Annotated in this window: 14 protein-coding genes; 2 read left to right on the plus strand and 12 right to left on the minus strand. The window is 59.3% G+C overall.

The features are described 5' to 3' along the window. The 10 genes from AAAB35_RS16745 to speB form a co-directional block, all read right to left on the minus strand. Positions 1-209: FAD-dependent oxidoreductase (locus AAAB35_RS16745; protein WP_340669425.1), on the minus strand; the 209-nt coding region annotated here is incomplete at its 3' end. Beyond that, complete coding sequence (locus AAAB35_RS16750; RefSeq protein ID WP_340669426.1) at positions 206-985, minus strand: carbon-nitrogen hydrolase family protein; 780 nt, start codon at positions 983-985, stop codon at positions 206-208. The genes AAAB35_RS16745 and AAAB35_RS16750, both read right to left, overlap by 4 nt. Further along, on the minus strand, positions 982-1,782 hold the full coding sequence (locus AAAB35_RS16755; protein ID WP_340669427.1) for an ABC transporter permease: 801 nt from the start codon (positions 1,780-1,782) through the stop codon (positions 982-984). Before AAAB35_RS16755 ends, AAAB35_RS16750 begins: the two co-directional genes overlap by 4 nt. Then, on the minus strand, positions 1,779-2,633 hold the full coding sequence (locus AAAB35_RS16760; protein WP_340669428.1) for an ABC transporter permease: 855 nt from the start codon (positions 2,631-2,633) through the stop codon (positions 1,779-1,781). The genes AAAB35_RS16755 and AAAB35_RS16760 overlap by 4 nt, the downstream gene beginning before the upstream one ends. Beyond that, positions 2,630-3,667, minus strand: coding sequence for an ABC transporter ATP-binding protein (locus tag AAAB35_RS16765; RefSeq protein ID WP_340669429.1), 1,038 nt, complete (start codon positions 3,665-3,667; stop codon positions 2,630-2,632). Before AAAB35_RS16765 ends, AAAB35_RS16760 begins: the two co-directional genes overlap by 4 nt. 67 nt (positions 3,668-3,734) lie before the next feature. Then, positions 3,735-4,766, minus strand: coding sequence for an extracellular solute-binding protein (locus tag AAAB35_RS16770; RefSeq protein ID WP_340669438.1), 1,032 nt, complete (start codon positions 4,764-4,766; stop codon positions 3,735-3,737). A gap of 129 nt (positions 4,767-4,895) precedes the next feature. Beyond that, on the minus strand, positions 4,896-5,546 hold the full coding sequence (locus AAAB35_RS16775) for an amino acid ABC transporter permease (protein WP_340669430.1): 651 nt from the start codon (positions 5,544-5,546) through the stop codon (positions 4,896-4,898). Further along, the gene (locus AAAB35_RS16780) at positions 5,543-6,211 is read right to left on the minus strand and encodes an amino acid ABC transporter permease (protein ID WP_340669431.1); all 669 of its coding nucleotides are present in this window, start codon (positions 6,209-6,211) and stop codon (positions 5,543-5,545) included. Before AAAB35_RS16780 ends, AAAB35_RS16775 begins: the two co-directional genes overlap by 4 nt. A gap of 2 nt (positions 6,212-6,213) precedes the next feature. Further along, positions 6,214-7,023 (minus strand): transporter substrate-binding domain-containing protein, encoded by an 810-nt coding sequence (locus tag AAAB35_RS16785; protein WP_340669432.1) that lies wholly within the window; start codon positions 7,021-7,023, stop codon positions 6,214-6,216. 86 nt (positions 7,024-7,109) lie between these two features. After that, the gene (gene speB / locus AAAB35_RS16790) at positions 7,110-8,171 is read right to left on the minus strand and encodes an agmatinase (RefSeq protein WP_340669433.1); all 1,062 of its coding nucleotides are present in this window, start codon (positions 8,169-8,171) and stop codon (positions 7,110-7,112) included. A gap of 213 nt (positions 8,172-8,384) precedes the next feature. On the opposite strand from speB, the gene gcvA reads away from it, so the two are divergent. Then, positions 8,385-9,428: a transcriptional regulator GcvA gene (gene gcvA, locus AAAB35_RS16795; protein WP_340669434.1), complete on the plus strand. Its 1,044-nt coding sequence runs from the start codon at positions 8,385-8,387 to the stop codon at positions 9,426-9,428. Between the two features lie 8 nt (positions 9,429-9,436). Further along, on the plus strand, positions 9,437-10,612 hold the full coding sequence (locus AAAB35_RS16800; RefSeq protein ID WP_340669435.1) for an aminotransferase: 1,176 nt from the start codon (positions 9,437-9,439) through the stop codon (positions 10,610-10,612). A 47-nt stretch (positions 10,613-10,659) separates the two neighbouring features. Here AAAB35_RS16800 and ggt read toward each other — a convergent pair whose 3' ends face one another. Together ggt and AAAB35_RS16810 are read right to left on the minus strand one after the other, a co-directional pair. Continuing rightward, positions 10,660-12,411: a gamma-glutamyltransferase gene (gene ggt / locus AAAB35_RS16805; protein ID WP_340669436.1), complete on the minus strand. Its 1,752-nt coding sequence runs from the start codon at positions 12,409-12,411 to the stop codon at positions 10,660-10,662. A gap of 83 nt (positions 12,412-12,494) precedes the next feature. Then, complete coding sequence (locus tag AAAB35_RS16810; RefSeq protein WP_340669437.1) at positions 12,495-13,217, minus strand: glutathione S-transferase; 723 nt, start codon at positions 13,215-13,217, stop codon at positions 12,495-12,497. Between the last annotated feature and the right edge of the window lie 105 nt (positions 13,218-13,322).

Below are 13,322 nucleotides of genomic sequence, written 5' to 3' on the forward strand. Positions count from 1 at the left end.
GGGGCACTCACTTTATTGAGTCCGCGGATGACCTCGTTGCCGTAATTGGGAAGAAAGATTGCGGCTGACCGGCCAGTCGAATGATAACCGGGCTGGTCCTCGCGCTCGACAACGACGACGCGGTGCGTCGAAGCCAGCGCTGCGGCGACACCTATGCCGGCAATGCCCGCGCCGATGACAAGAACATCCGTTGTGATTTCGTCGCTCATGCTGATCCCAAATCCCTGAGGTAGGTATTGTCTTTGATGGATGCTGCGAATGCGCCGGGGTCGATATCCGCATACATCAATTCTTCCCTGTCGTCGGTGCTGGCGGCGATGAGAGTGCCATCGGGTGCTGCGATACGCGACAGGCCGGCAAATGTGAAGCGGCCATCGCTGCCGGCGTGATTGACGTAGGCGACGAAGATCTGGTTTTCGAAAGCACGCACCTTAATCATGTGATTGGCAATGAATGTCCCGGACGGTCCTGCGGGGAGGGCCGTTGGTACGAGGACTGCATCTGCACCGGCAAGGGCCAGCCGGCGAACATTCTCCGGAAACTCGACATCGTAGCAGATAAGCAACCCAAGCCTGTGACCGCCGAACTCGATGATGCAATTGCCAGGCTGTTCCGGCTTGAACAGGCTGCGCTCGTAGTCTCCATAGAGATGCGATTTCCGATAGAGCGCAGGTTCTTTATCGCCGTTGACAAACACGGCGCTATTATAGATGTCCGCACCATCGCGCTCGGCAAAGCCGGCAATGATGGCAATGCCGCTCGCGCGCGCAATATATTGAAGCCTTTTGACCTGGGCGCCGGATGCGGGTTCCGCCAGGCTCGTGATTGCTTCGCCTGCTCCGTAGCCGGTGACGCAGAGCTCAGGCGTGATCAAAAGAGCCGCGCCGCCTCTTTTGGCCTCCCTTGCTGCTGCCTCGATCCGGGCAAGGTTTGCGTCAACGTCGCCGGGTACCGATTGCATCTGGAGTGCAGCGATCCGCATCATTTGTCATCCGAGGCCATGGCGCCGAGGAGCTTCGGCAGATCGCCGAATTTCGCCACCAGTGAGAAAATGACGGCGGCCGTTGCAACGAACAGGATCGTCACCGATGCCATCGTTGGCGTGTAGCCATAGCGCAGCGCGTTGAAAATCTTGATCGGCAGCGTCTCCAGCGTGAAACCGACCGTCATATAGGCAACGATATATTCGTTGAGCGACAAGACGAAGGCAAATGCGTAGCCCGACACGAGATAGGGGCGGATCAGCGGCAGCACGACTGTACGGAAAATCGTTCGCTCGTCGGCGCCCATGGTGGCGGCAGCTTCGACGAAGGACCGATCAATGGCGGAAAAGCCGAGAGACAACGTCACCAGCGGCAGCGTGACGAAGAAGATCGCGTGGCCGATCACAGCTGTCCACGCCTGGCCATAAAAACCCGTTGTTGCCCAGAACGTCAGAAAGCCGAGCGCGGTGATGACCGGCGGAAGTGTGAAGGGGGCAATGCCGAGTACCTGAAAGATATTGGCCCAGGGCGCAATGCGCCGCCACAGGAACCAGGAGAGGGGCAGGGCGATCACTACGGCGAGCGCTGCGGAGGTGGTGGCGAGAATGACGGAAGCGATCAGCGCGCTGCGCCATTCAGGATTGGTGAAAATCTGGCCATACCAGCTCAGCGAAAACCCCTGCGGCGGAAATGCCAGGGTCTGCTTGGCATTGACCGACACGCCAGCGACAACGATGAGCGGCAATGCCAGAAAGACGCCGATCAGGACAAAGTAAAGACGGCGCAACGCGTTGGTCATGCCTTTACCCCCTTGCGGCCAATCACGAGGGTAAGTGCCACCAGCCCCAGCGTGACCAGGACGAGGAACACCGCCATGGCTGCTGCAAACGGCATGTTCGACTGGTAGATGGCCTGGTCAGTGATCAGCACGGACAGGGTCCAGTGCTGCGGACGGCCAAGAATCTGCGGGAGCAGGTAGGAGCCAAGCGCGAATATGAACACCATGATCAGCGTCGCCATGATCGTGTTGCGCAGCGCAGGCACCAATACATTGAAGAAGGCACGCACGGGTGAAGACCCGAGCGTCCGCGCGGCTTCCATCAGGGTCGGATCGAGCCTTACGATGGCGGGATAGAGAACAAGGATCGTATAGGGCAACGCCTGGTAGATCATGCCCGTGAGCACAGCGCCAAGGCTCGGAAACAATGCGACTGGATGATCGAGCAGGCCAATGGCGACGAGAAGATTGCTGAGGCCCCCCGTGCGCGACAGGAGCGTGGACCAGGCAAAGCCGATGATGACTTCCGACAGCGACAGGACCGAAAGCAGTGCGACGAGCCAGAACACCTGCACGCGCCGCGACAGTCTTGAAAGAAGATAGGTGAACGGCAAGGCGAGGACGACGCATGAGATAGCGACCGTGACGGCGAGCATCAGCGAGAAGCCGAGCACACCGCCGAAGAAGGCCGTGAGGAAGCGTTCATAATTGGAGAGAACGAAAGCCGGCGTATAAAAGCCGCCCTCCTGGCGCTGGAAGAAGCTGACGGCGATCATCGTGCCAAATGGAACGACGAAGAAGACAAGCAGCATGCCGGCCGGAAAGAACAGCGGGCCGTAATCGGCAAGGGATTGGGGCCGCTCACGCTTCATTGTTTCAGCACCACGCAAAGGTCCGGCGCAAGCAAAATGCCCACCTTCTGTCCGGCAGTGACATCAGGGCGCTCGCGCGGCGTGGAAACAGCGATGATCTGCTGCCCGCCTGCTTCAACGAAGGTCTCGATCGTGCCGCCAAGATCGCGCACGAAGGTGACCGTGCCGTCGATGGCGCCGTTGCCGGGCGCCGTCAGATGCACATCTTCCGGACGGACAGAGATCGTGGCGCGCGTTACACCAGCCGGCAATACGAAACCTTCCACACGGTGTCCAAAGATCGTAGCCGCTCCAGAGCTATCGGCCGCCGTCTCGATCAGGTTGGTCGACCCGATGAAGTCGGCGACGAATGTATCGGCAGGCCTGCGGTAAATCTCGATGGGCGAGGCCACCTGCCTGATGTGGCCGCCATTCATGACGACGACCGTATCGGCCATTGTCATGGCCTCGCGCTGGTCGTGGGTGACGACGATCGTGGTGATGCCAAGTTTCTGCTGGAGTTGGCGCAGTTCCACCTGCATAGCCTCGCGCAGCTTGGCGTCGAGTGCCGACAATGGCTCGTCAAGCAGGAACAGCCGCGGCGACAGTGCAAGCGCCCGTGCAATCGCAACGCGCTGGCGCTGTCCGCCCGACAGCTTTGACACTGGCCGGTCGCCATAGCCGGGCAGATGGATGAGGGCAAGCAATTCCTCAACGCGCTTTTTCTGTTCCTCGCGCGCCTTGCCGCGAATGCGTAGCGGGTAGGCAATGTTCTCCCCGACACTCAAATGCGGGAAGAGAGCGAGCGATTGAAACACCATGCCAAGATTGCGTTTGTGCGTCGGCACCCTGGTAATATCCGCGCCATCAAGCAGGATGGCGCCATTCGTCGGATCCTCAAGGCCCGCGATCATGCGCAGCAACGTCGTCTTGCCGCAGCCTGACGGCCCAAGCAGGCACACGAAAGTGCCGTGCGGCACCGAAAGATGCACGTTCTCGACCGCGGCGAATGTCCCAAACTGTTTGGTGACATCGTTCAATACCAGTCCGGACATCTGTCCCTCATTCTCTTGTTTGTGGTAAGGCACCACCCATTGTGCGAAGAGGTGGTGCCTTTTCGCGTTACCCGACGATCAGCTCGGTCCATTTCTGGTTCAGCCAGTCCGCCTTGTTCGTGTAGAGATCATAGCGCGGGATGATCGGCTCGATATCGGAAGAAACGGCCGCAAACTCCTTGTCATTGAGATCGAGCAGTTCGCGCTTGACGGTTGGCGAGGTGCCGACCTTGCGCGACAAGGTCGCCTGAATGGCCGGCTGGCTCATATAGTCGATGAAGATATGGGCTTCCTCTGTCTTCTTCGAGGCACGCGAGAGCGCCCAACAGCCGGAATCCTGAACGCCGCCTTCCTTCGGGAAGGTGGAGCGAACCGGGTGTCCCTCCGAGGCCGCAAGTCCGGTCACGTCGTGATAGTACTGGCCCATCGGGATTTCGCCTGACTTCAGCGACTGCTCAAATTGGGCTTCATCGCGATACCACAGGCGCACGTTCGGCTTAACCTCGGCGAGCTTGTCGAAGGCTTTCAAGAGGCCATCTTCGGTATCGAGTGCATTGGTGCCGCCGAAGAAGGTCTTCGCCGTGATTTCCAGAAGGAACGAATTGGAGACGAGCGCCAGCAGACCAAGCTTGTCCTCATTGGCCTTGTCCCAGAAAGCTGCCCACGATGTCGGCGCTTCCTTATAGACGTCCGTGTTCGTCACCAGCGTGATATACCAGGAAACGGCGCCGATACCGGCAACCCCGCCATCTGGATATTTGTTGATGAACCGCTCGATGAGGTTCTTCGAATTGGGGATCTTCGCCATATCGAGGGGCGTCCAGAGCTTCGTGGTCTGACCCTTGAGCATCGCCACCTGCGACATCATCGAAACGTCGGCCGGTGCAGCGCCGGCCTTTGCGGCCTGCTCGAGTTGGACGAGCCAGGCCTCGCCTGTCGGTTCGGCAACGGACTCTATCGCGATGCCGGTTGCCTTGGTGAATTCGGGGAAGATGTTCTTGTCGAAGGAATCCTTGAAGTAACCGCCATAGACGCCGACCTTCAGCGACTTGTCCTGCGCACGCAGGATCGTCGGCATTACCAAAACGCCGGCGGCCATGGCACCGGTCGCAAGCACCGTACGGCGGCTGACGCCTGTTTGCAGAATATTGCTCATCATCATTCTCCTTATTTCGAAGCCAGGTTTTGGCGATTTCCCACTCTTGTTTTTCCCAACGGCGCGCCCCGTTCAACGCTGGCGGGCGGCACGAAGCTCCAATGTCTTTGTATAGCGCGTCAGCGGATAACACAGAACAAAATAGATCAGCGCCACCAGCCCATAGACCGTGAAGGGTTCGAATGTCGCATTGTTGATCGCATTGGACGTGCGCACCAACTCCTCAAATCCGATGATCGATGTGAGCGCTGTGCTCTTGATCAGCTGGACCAGAAAACCGACGGTCGGAGCGCGTGTAACGGCAAAGGCCTGCGGTAGAATGATCAGGCGCAATTGCGCCACGTAATGCAGACCAAGACTGCTGCCCGCGTCCCATTGGCCGCTGGGCAGCGACTGCACGCCACCACGCCAGATTTCGGCCAGAAATGCGCTGGCGCAGAGGGTCAAGCCCAGCACTGCGGCCGTCCACGCCTCGATGCGCAGGCCGAGGAGCGGCAGCCCGAAGAACAGCAAAAAGAGCTGCATCAGGAGCGGTGTTCCCTGGAACAGGCCGATGTAATATTCGGCCGCGCGCCGCAGCCAGCGCCGCTTTGAAATGCGCAGCAGCAGGATTGCAAGACCGGCAATCGAACCGCCGATAAAGGCGACGATCGACAGAAGAACGGTCCAGCGGGCGGCCAGAAGCAGATTGCGCAATATGTCCCAGAAGGTAAACTCGATCATGCCATGCCCCCGGCAATCGCCCGCCGTCCGGCGGCAAACAGCAACCGGCGCAATCCCACGCTCATGGCAAGGTAGACCAGCGTGACGACAAAATACGTTTCGAACGCGCGGAAGGTGCGCGCCTGCAACATATCGGCCTCATAGGTCAATTCGCGCACGGCAATCTGCGACACGACCGCCGATTCCAGCATCATGATGACGATCTGGCTGGTCAGCGCCGGGAAAATGACTTTCAGCGCCTGCGGCAGGACAATCTTAAGGAAAACCAGCCATGGCTGAAGACCAAGCGCCGCTGCCGCTTCCCGTTGCCCCTTGGGCACCGCATCAAGCCCGGCACCAACGATTTCGGTCGTATAGGCGGTCATGTTCAAGGTCATGGCAAGCATGGCCGAGACGACTGGATCGAGACGGATGCCGAGCCGCGGCAGACCAAAGAAGATGAAGAACAGCTGAACCAGAAATGGTGTGTTGCGCACGATCTCGACATAGGCGGCGATCGCCTTGCGCAAGATCGGGTATCGGCTGCGCTTAGCGGCCGCACCGAAAATACTCAAGGTGACGCCCGCGAGCGATGTCACGGCGATCAGGAAGATCGTCATGGCGGCGCCACTGGCAATCATGCCAATGGCGCCATAGAGCCAACCGAATTCGAGCGCGTAGCCCACCGTCAGTCCTTGAGGTTTTCAGGATTGAGGGGGGTCTTCAACCAGGCTTCGGAGCTCTTGTTGAGGCTACCGTCCGAAAGCATCTTTGCGACCGTGTCGTTGATCGTCTGCTTCAGGCGGTCTTCCTTCTTGTTAAGTGCAATATGCGAAGGTGACGTCAGAAGCTGGAACTTCTGCTCGGGCGCGAGCGCTTCCTGACGGGCAAGGACCTGCGCGCCGACATCGTTGCCGACGACCATGAGCTGCGTCTGGCCCGAGATGAAGGCCTGGATCACAGCGTTATAGTTGTCGAAGCGCTTGACATCGGCAGAGGCCGGCGCGGCTTCGGTCAGCGAGGTATCCTCCAGTGTGCCGCGATTGACGGCGATGCTCTTGCCGGCGAGGTCGTCCTTGCCCTTGACCTCCAGGGCTTTCGGACCGATGACGGCGATATAGTAAGGGGCATAGGCGGCGGCGAAATCGATGACCTCTTCGCGTTCCTTGCTGTAGCCGACACTCATCAAAAGGTCGACACGGTGCTCTGTAAGATACGGGATACGGTTCTGCCCGGTCACAGCGACGGGGTTGAGCTTGACCTTCAGCGCGTCGGCGATAGCCTGGGCAACATCCATGTCATAGCCCTTGAGCGACATGTCCGCACTTGCGGAGGAGAAGGGCGGGAAGTCGGAAAACACGCCGATGTTCACGACCCCGGCCTTGGTGATGTCGTCAACTGCATCCGCGCTGGCCGGTTGGGTGGCAAAGCCGATGCTTGCGCTGCTGAGCAGCAACAGCGCGGCAAATGATGTCCTGAGCTTGCTGTGGATTGTCATCTTATTCCCCTTCATTGTTGTCGTTTGTGTCGTCTCTTCAGTGTCGAGGCGCCGTTCGGCGCCTCGCTTTTGCGGCTCATCGGGCGTCAACGCTTTCCTTGTACGAACGGGCTGAAGACCATCAGCGACAGGATTTCGAAGAGCACCTGCGCGCCGGCATGGGCTGTGTTGGTCGTCGCATCGTATTGCGGCGCCACCTCGACGACGTCGCCGCCGACCAGGTTGACGCCCTTCAGACCGCGTAGGAGTTCAAGCACTTCCCGGGTCGTCAGGCCACCGACTTCCGGCGTTCCGGTGCCCGGTGCGAAACTCGGATCAAGGCTATCGATATCGAAGGAAAGGTAGGTCGGCCCTTCGCCGACGATCGCCCGCGCCTTTTCGATGATGGCCTCAATGCCAAGGCCGTTGACCTCTTCAGCATGAATGACGGTCATGCCGGACTCGTAAGAGAATTCCCACAGATATTCCGCCGAACCGCGAATGCCGATCTGGACCGTCCGGCTCGGATCGAGCACGCCATCAAGAACCGCATTGCGGAAGGGTCCGCCGTGATGGAACTTTGTCTGGTCGAAGGCGCCGCCGGTATCACAATGGGCATCGATGTGGATCATGCCGACCGGGCGATCCTTGCCGATAGCCTTTAAGATCGGATGGGTAATGGAGTGGTCACCACCGACAGAGAGCGGCACCACGCCGGCATTGACGATCTGGTTGATCCGCCGTTCGATATCGTCGTGACTCTGTTCAAGCCGGTAGCGGCTCGCAAAAGGCACGTCGCCGATATCGGCCACGCGCAGGTCGAACACCGGGGAACATTCCAGAACATGATTGTAGGGGCCGATGCGTTCGATCGTGCGCAATGCGCGCGGGCCGAAACGCGAACCCGTCCGATTGGTAACGCCAAGATCCATCGGCACGCCAACGATGGCGACCTCAAGGTTGCCGAAATCCGGATTTGCCGCATCGACCGGCATGTAGGGCGCGGTCAGAAAGGTTGGAACCCCCGCATAGGGTGCAAGACGCGTGCCGCTCTTGGAGAAGATTTTGTCCGCAACCTTGCGAAACTTGGCGTCAAACAGCTCGCCGCCATGGCTCTCACCATATTTGGCGCGCAGTTCATCGAGTTTGTTCTTGTCCCATGATGCCATGATCGTTTCCCATAGTCTTCATGCACGGGGCGATCGGTGCGGATTCGCAAGTGTGGATTTCAGGATATCCGCTGGTCTGTGTTCCCCGGGCATTGTGCCTCTTTCAAGGTATTATCCATCCAAAACGAATGGAAAAGCAATTGACATTGTTATGGCATGTGGTGTGAAAATATCTCACATGACTTTCGGCGGCTTGACCGCTAATGGAGTACTATGACGCCCGGTCGCCTGCCTCCGCTCAACCCTCTGCGTGCCTTCGAGGCCACGGCGCGCCATGGCTCGGTCACAGCCGCAGCGCGCGAACTGAATGTCACGCACGGTGCGATCAGCCACCAGATCAAGGCTTTGGAAGCAATGCTCGACGTTCAGCTCTTCGAACGCGGTGCACAGCGGCTGAAATTGACCCCGCAGGGCGCTTTGCTTTTGCCGACGGTCTCGAAGGCCTTCGCGGACATTGCCGCAACGACGGCGCTGATCAAGCGGCCGACGACAAGCGGCGAATTGACGGTGACCTGCGTGCCGGCACTCTTGTCGCTGTGGCTCATACCGCGCATGAACCAGTTCACCGAGCAGTATCCCGACATAAGGCTGACGCTGATAGCATCGAACGATTCCGATCATCTGTTTTCGTCGGATGTGGATGTGTGCGTCCTTTACGGACATGGCAACTGGATGGACTGCTGGAGCCGCCTGTGGACCAGCCTTAAACTGTTTCCAGTTGCAAGCCCGACGCTTCTCAACATGCGCCCGCTGCGCTCGGTTCGTGACCTGCGCAACCACGTGCTTCTGCATGGCGATGACGGGCGGGAGTGGAACACCTGGCTTGCTGCTGCCGACGCGACCGAACATGCACGCGGTGCGCAGCACTTCATGAGCGACGCCCGCCTGTCGACCGAGGCGGCGGTCTACGGGCAGGGGGTCGCTCTGGGCGATACGATCACCGCAAGCAATCTCATCGCCAAGGGTGAGCTCATCGTGCCGTTCGACCTTACGGTTCCGGCCAACAATGCGTTTTATGTTGCCTGCCGCAACGAGGTACGCAACGCCCCCATCGTCAAGGTCTTTATCGACTGGCTCTTTGCTTCGCTCGAGGCCGATACCATCACCGAGCCACAAACGTCGGCCCGCCGCATCATCCGCCGTCGCAGCGGCAAGGTGAGTGCGCCCGATCGCCTTGCTGAATTACCAGTTCCGGCCACCCGCCCGCGGCGCCCTGACCGCTCGCAAAAACGCCGGTCTAAACTCGATACACGATAGGAACCTTAATGCCTGCTGCAGCGCTGAACCCGCTCATTACCCGTCTCTCGCCACCGCCTATTCCCGCCGTGCAGGCATGGGGAAGGTCCTATGATGGCTCCCTTGGACCGCTGATCGACCTATCGCAAGCGGTTCCCGGCTATCCGCCGCATCCTGCCCTGCTGCAATGGCTCGGAGAGGCTGCCGCCTCCCTTGCCTATACCAATTATGGTCCAATCGAGGGTGAAATGGTGCTGCGCGAGGCCTACGCCGCACATGTGTGCGAGCTTTATGGCGCCGGAATCGGTGCGGACAATATCCACATCACCTCCGGGTGCAATCAGGCCTTCATCTGCGCCGCCATGGCGGTGGCGGCGGCGGGCGATACTATCCTCATGACCAACCCCTACTACTTCAACCACGAGACGAGTCTTGCCATGCTTGGGATCAAGACCGGGCTCGTGGCTTGCAATTCCGCGGGTGGCTTTATCCCGACTGTTGAGGCTATCGTCGAGGCCCTGGTACCGGGCGTTCGGGCGCTCGCGCTCGTGACCCCCAATAATCCGACCGGCGCCATCTACCCGCCCGACCGGCTGAAAGCGGTCTTCGACGTGTGCAAACGCAATGGTATCTGGCTTATACTCGACGAAACCTACCGCGATTTTCTCCCCGAACATTATGGCGCGCCGCATGGTCTTTTAAGCGACGCGCAATGGCAGGAGCACCTGATACAGCTCTACAGTTTCTCCAAATCCTTCTGCATTCCTGGCCATCGGCTTGGCGCCATTACCGCAAGCGCGCGCGTCGTCGAGGAAATCGCCAAGATCATGGATAATCTGCAAATCTGCGCGCCCCGTGCGGCACAGGGCGCCGTTGCTCAGGCATTGCCGGGACTGGCCGAATGGCGGGCCGGTAACCGGCACGAAATCGAGGTTCGCGCGCAAGCCCTGCGCGACGTCATGGCCGGCCTCAACGACTGGAAACTTGAGGCGGTCGGTGCTTACTTCGCCTTTGTCCGTCATCCATTCAAAGCCAGACCCTCGACAGAGGTGGCCGAGCATCTTGCCAAGCGGGCCGGCATCCTTTCAGTCCCGGGGCAATATTTCGGCGAAGGGCAAGACCAGTTCCTGCGCTTCGCCTTTGCCAATGCAAATGCGGCAACGATCACCCAGTTGCATGGCAGAATGCTCGGTTTCAGTATTTGACAGGCGCGCTTCCCGGGCGTGTCGGAACCCACACACCAAAACGTCGTTCAGTAGCCTTTAGCCGCGCCCGAGGTGGCCCGGCTATCCATGGCGCCATTATACCTGGCTCCGCCACCCTCATCGATATCGCCGAGACTCTCGCCCCCCACGAGGATACCCGCGGCGCTGCCCCAGATGGTCCAGTCCTTGTCGATATCGACATCATGACCCATCTCCGTAAGGAGCTTGCGCGTGTCCGATGAGAGCGCATAGGGCTCCATGTAGACCCGATCCGGCAGCCATTGGTGGTGGATGCGCGGAGCGTCGATCGCCTCCTGAATATTCATCCCGTGATCGATGACGTTGATGATCGCCTCCAGCGTGATCGTGATGATGCGGGCGCCACCGGGGCTGCCTATCACCATGAACGGCTTGCCGTCTTTCGAAATAATGGTCGGGCTCATCGACGAAAGCGGCGTCTTCTTCGCTTCGATCGCATTGGCCTCTCCCTGTACCAGCCCGTAAAGGTTGGGCGAGCCGGGCTTGGAGGTAAAATCGTCCATCTCGTTGTTGAGGAGCACGCCCGTACCGGGCGCGACCACACCGGCACCGAAACTGCCGTTGAGCGTATACGTCACGGCGACCGCATTGCCCTCGTCATCGACAATCGAATAATGTGTGGTTTCCTTGCTCTCGCCGAACCCTTTTGGCATCAACTTTTGTGACGTGCCAGCCTTGAACGGACTGATCTTGCCGCGGATATCCTTGGCATATTGCTTGTCCAGCAATCGGCTGACAGGGTTGTCGACAAAGTCGGGATCTCCGAGCGTGGTATTGCGGTCGACATAGGCATAGCGCATGGCCTCGACCATGGTGTGCACGGTTTCGGCCGAACCGTAACCGAGATAGCCGAGCGGATATCCTTCGAGAATGTTGAGTATTTCGCAGATGATCACGCCACCCGAGCTTGGTGGTGGCGAGGAGACGATGTCATAGCCGCGATAGTTGCATTTGACCGGCTCGAGCTCGCGCACGCTGTACTGTTCGAAATCCGCTTTCGCAAGGACGCCGCCCCCGGTCTCGCTCGCCTTGACGATGGCGTCAGCGCTCGCACCCTTGTAGAAAGCGTCGGGACCCTTCTCGGAAATGGCCGAAAGCGTCGCGGCGAGATCCGGCTGGACCAGCGTTTCGCCGACGGCGTAGGTCTTGCCATCGGGCTTCAGAAAGATCGCGGCAGCAGGCCTGTCCTTGGAAAGTTTCTTGGCGCCGTTTTGCAGCGATGCAACATCACCCTGATCAAGCTCGAACCCGTCCCGGGCAAAGCGGATAGCAGGGCCGATCAGTTCTTCGCGCGGTTTCGTCCCATATTTGGCACGGGCCGTCTCGAAGCCGAGCACGGAACCGGGCACGCCGACTGCAAGATAGCCGTCGGTGCTTGCGCCCTTGACGATATTGCCCTTGTCGTCGAGATACATCGTCCGCTTGGCGGCAAGGGGTGCGCGCTCGCGAAAATCGAGGAACGTCGTCTTGCCGTCCTTGAGGCGTATGGTCATGAATCCCCCGCCGCCGATATTGCCGGCGGTGGGATAGACGACCGCAAGAGCGTAGCCGACAGCAACCGCCGCATCGACGGCGTTGCCACCTTTCTTGAGCACTTCGACACCAATGTCAGATGCAAGATGTTGTGCGGTAACGACCATGCCGTGATCTGCTTTCACCGGCTCGGGTGAGGCCGCCCATACACCCGTAGCCGCCAAAGGTCCCAGCACCGAGCCGAGAGTAACCGCAAAGGCGCCTGCCTTCATGAAGCGATAGTCCATGATCGTTCCTCCAAGAGAGTGACAGAAACGGTAATGGAGCCTGCGGGGCGGTCCATGTCCAGCAAAAGTGTAAAACGTCTCGCTCAAGCGTCCTGATCAAGTTCGGGATACCGTCGAAAGATACAGGATTCGTTGAAATCCAGCCGGCGATCCGATGCGAGATACCGGGTTACGTTCGGCCGTTCCTTCACCATGGCGTGCACGCCAGCGACGCCGGGGTAATCCTCGGCAAGTTTTTTCGTGGCGCGAGGAAAGGCATAGCGAAGGCCCTCAAATACCTGAAACAGCGAGAGATCGACATAGGTCAAACCGCCGCCGACGGTGTGGTCGCTTCCCTTGGGGTTCTGCTTCAGCACCCGTTCGAAGTAACCGAGAAACTTCGGTATCCGATGCGCGATGAAGTCGGCGGAGCGCTGCTTGGCCGCCGCCTTCTGGTCCTCATAATAAAGATTGGTCGACAGCGGATGATGCGTATCGTGCACCTCCGCGACGAAATCGGTGATGGTCAGTTGCAGGCCGTTGGCGACAAACCGAAGCGATTCGTCCTTTGGCGCAAGACCGAGTTTTGGTCCAAGGTAGAGAAGGATGTTCGCGACATGCGAGACGATCAGGTCACCGTCCTTCAGAAATGGCGGCGCGAAGGGGATGTGTGGTTCCGTCCGGCTCTTGAGTACACTCATCATCGCCGCCATGCCGGGCGATTGGCGCGCGACGTCGATATATTGCGCACCTGCCTCCTCGAGTGCGAGGCGCACGAATTCGCCGCGTCCCGGTAGACCGTCCCAATAGTAGAGCTCATACGCCATGAAATTGCCTCCTGCCTGCGATGAAATCCCTTGGTCGCAAGTCGAGCATGCGACTATGGCAGCAATTCCCCAACTCTTGGCAGAATGCAATTGACTTCACTGATC

The sequence above is a fragment of the Phyllobacterium sp. genome (assembly GCF_037994425.1).
Classification (GTDB): domain Bacteria; phylum Pseudomonadota; class Alphaproteobacteria; order Rhizobiales; family Rhizobiaceae; genus Phyllobacterium.

Bases quoted from the DNA above. Each gene is read 5' to 3' on its own strand.
- AAAB35_RS16750 (WP_340669426.1), bottom strand. From the start codon at position 985: ATGATGCGGATCGCTGCACTCCAGATGCAATCGGTACCCGGCGACGTT.
- AAAB35_RS16755 (WP_340669427.1), bottom strand. From the start codon at position 1,782: ATGACCAACGCGTTGCGCCGTCTTTACTTTGTCCTGATCGGCGTCTTT.
- AAAB35_RS16760 (WP_340669428.1), bottom strand. From the start codon at position 2,633: ATGAAGCGTGAGCGGCCCCAATCCCTTGCCGATTACGGCCCGCTGTTC.
- AAAB35_RS16765 (WP_340669429.1), bottom strand. From the start codon at position 3,667: ATGTCCGGACTGGTATTGAACGATGTCACCAAACAGTTTGGGACATTC.
- AAAB35_RS16770 (WP_340669438.1), bottom strand. From the start codon at position 4,766: ATGGCCGCCGGCGTTTTGGTAATGCCGACGATCCTGCGTGCGCAGGAC.
- AAAB35_RS16775 (WP_340669430.1), bottom strand. From the start codon at position 5,546: ATGATCGAGTTTACCTTCTGGGACATATTGCGCAATCTGCTTCTGGCC.
- AAAB35_RS16785 (WP_340669432.1), bottom strand. From the start codon at position 7,023: ATGACAATCCACAGCAAGCTCAGGACATCATTTGCCGCGCTGTTGCTG.
- speB (WP_340669433.1), bottom strand. From the start codon at position 8,171: ATGGCATCATGGGACAAGAACAAACTCGATGAACTGCGCGCCAAATAT.
- gcvA (WP_340669434.1), top strand. From the start codon at position 8,385: ATGACGCCCGGTCGCCTGCCTCCGCTCAACCCTCTGCGTGCCTTCGAG.
- AAAB35_RS16800 (WP_340669435.1), top strand. From the start codon at position 9,437: ATGCCTGCTGCAGCGCTGAACCCGCTCATTACCCGTCTCTCGCCACCG.
- ggt (WP_340669436.1), bottom strand. From the start codon at position 12,411: ATGGACTATCGCTTCATGAAGGCAGGCGCCTTTGCGGTTACTCTCGGC.
- AAAB35_RS16810 (WP_340669437.1), bottom strand. From the start codon at position 13,217: ATGGCGTATGAGCTCTACTATTGGGACGGTCTACCGGGACGCGGCGAA.